Annotated in this window: 2 protein-coding genes; one reads left to right on the top strand and one right to left on the bottom strand. The window is 25.7% G+C overall.

Features of this window, described 5'->3' with window-relative positions; genetic code table 11:
- Positions 1-326: 326 nt before the first annotated feature.
- A complete protein-coding gene (locus HMPREF0216_RS13285; protein WP_005215173.1) occupies positions 327-1,130 on the bottom strand; it encodes a pyruvate, water dikinase regulatory protein in 804 nt (267 codons plus the stop codon).
- A gap of 169 nt (positions 1,131-1,299) precedes the next feature.
- Here HMPREF0216_RS13285 and HMPREF0216_RS13280 point away from each other — a divergent pair, with 169 nt between their 5' ends.
- Positions 1,300-2,067 (top strand): signal peptidase II, encoded by a 768-nt coding sequence (locus tag HMPREF0216_RS13280; protein WP_005215172.1) that lies wholly within the window; start codon positions 1,300-1,302, stop codon positions 2,065-2,067.
- Positions 2,068-2,171: the final 104 nt, after the last annotated feature.

Below are 2,171 nucleotides of genomic sequence, written 5' to 3'. Positions count from 1 at the left end.
AGCGACTTCTTTATATTATCACTACTTTCGACTACTGTCAACAACTTTTTTAAAGTTTGTTGTAATTTGTCGTTAGCAACGAAATTTATCATATCACTTCTCACGCTTTCTGTCAACAAGATTTTACTTGTTTAACAAACTCGTCATCAGCGACTTCCTTATAATATCACTAATAATTTTTTAAGTCAACATATTATTACAATTTTATATAATTTAATCAAATAATATTATTTATTTAAATTATATAAAAATTTTAGTTAGAAGTCTTAAATTTTTTCTTAATATAATAACCTCTAACTAAAATATTCTTAAATATAGTATATCTTCTAATTGTCACATCCTAGGGCCTTTATTATTATAAGTGCGGTATCTTCTATAGCTCTTTGAGTAACATCTATAGTTTTACATCCTATTCTTTTTATTATTTTATCAGCAAAATCAAACTCTTCTAATATTCTTGCATCACCTGCATATTCTATATTAGTAGGTATTCTATGAAATTTGTCTAATCTTCGTTTTCTTATCTCTATCAATTGTAACGGATTTATTGTAAGCCCAAAAATCTTATGTTTATCTATTTCATATAATTCCTTAGGAACTCCCACTTCTGGCACTAAGGGTATATTTATAGCTTTTATTCCTCTATTAGCTAAATACATACAAAGTGGTGTTTTAGAAGTTCTAGAAAGTCCTATAAGAACTACATCTGCATTTTTTAATCCTCTATAATCTTTACTATCATCATATTGCATAGCAAATTCCATTGCCTCAATTCTCTTAAAATATGCTTCATCAGTTTTCCACATAGCCCCTGGATCATATTGTGGTTGTTTATTTAATATGGATGATGCAATATTTATAATTGGACCTAATACATTTATAACTGATATATTTAATTCGACACATTTTTGAGTTAAATACTCTCTTACATTAACAGTAATTATTGTTGATACAATCATAGCTGATTCGCATTGTAATACTTCACTTATTAATTCCTCAACATCCTCTAATGTTTTTATATATGGTGTTCTTCTCACTTCAACATCACTGTGAAATTGACTTGCTGCAGCTTCTGCTACTTGTTCAGCTGTTTCACCTATTGAATCTGATACTGCAAAAATTGTTAACATTTTATATCCTCCCTTATCTGTATAATGCTATTAATCAAAATAACTATTATTATAAATTCTCTCATTTTCTATTATACCAATTTTATTGAATAAATTACTAATATAGTGAATTATTATATTTATTATGATAAAATTAATTAAATCTATAATATAAAACTTGGAGGACATCATGAAAAATTCTTTGAATAAAGATAAACTAATTACAATTGGGATCTTACCTACAATGTGGCTTATATATTTCATATTTGAGATTTTTAGTGGCAGAGTTAAAGATTCATATACTTTAATACTAAATTTATCTTTAGTTATAGTTTTTGCATTTACTGGTTGGATTATATATCTAGTAAGTAATAAATATATTAACGGAATAAGTAATATATCACTCTTTATTCTATTTGCTATTCTTATGTTGATTGATCAAGGTTTAAAAATAATAATAAAATTTAATTTCTTTGATAATTATTTTGAAATAATTCCAAACTTTTTATCTTTTAATCCAATAATAAATACTCATGGCTCTTGGCTAAATGCAAGATTTAATTTTAATGTTAGCTTTCCCATATTAATATTAATTAATGGTATAGCACTATTCTTATTCTTTGAAATTTATAGATATAGTAAATATAAAAATACGAAAACTTTTTGGAGTGACATGTGCTTCGTCTTTATCTTCACTGGCGCCCTTTGTTCATTTATTGATCAAGTGTTCTATGGTGGTAGTCTAGACTTTATAGGGATAAGTGATTTGTTTATTGCTGATTTTAAAGATATATACATAAACTTAGGATTGCTATTTTTTATTATGGCTGCTTATACAAGTGGATATTTTAAAGAAGATGAAGAAACAACTATTAAAGATGATTTAAATTCATTAAAGAATTTTTTCAGATTTGTAAAAAAAGATATATATAGTATATTAAAAAGAGAGAATGTATAATTACATTCTCTCTTCTTTATTTATATTATGCTAAGCAAGTTCTTATTAAAAAATCACTCCTATATTAAGAAGTGATATTTGGTGGCTTACCGGGGAATCGAACC

The sequence above is a fragment of the Clostridium celatum DSM 1785 genome (assembly GCF_000320405.1).
GTDB lineage: Bacteria > Bacillota > Clostridia > Clostridiales > Clostridiaceae > Clostridium > Clostridium celatum.
This window is presented reverse-complemented; position numbering and strand designations above follow the sequence as displayed.

Coding starts and splice junctions, on each gene's coding strand:
- HMPREF0216_RS13285 (WP_005215173.1), bottom strand. CDS start 1,130: ATGTTAACAATTTTTGCAGTATCAGATTCAATAGGTGAAACAGCTGAA.
- HMPREF0216_RS13280 (WP_005215172.1), top strand. CDS start 1,300: ATGAAAAATTCTTTGAATAAAGATAAACTAATTACAATTGGGATCTTA.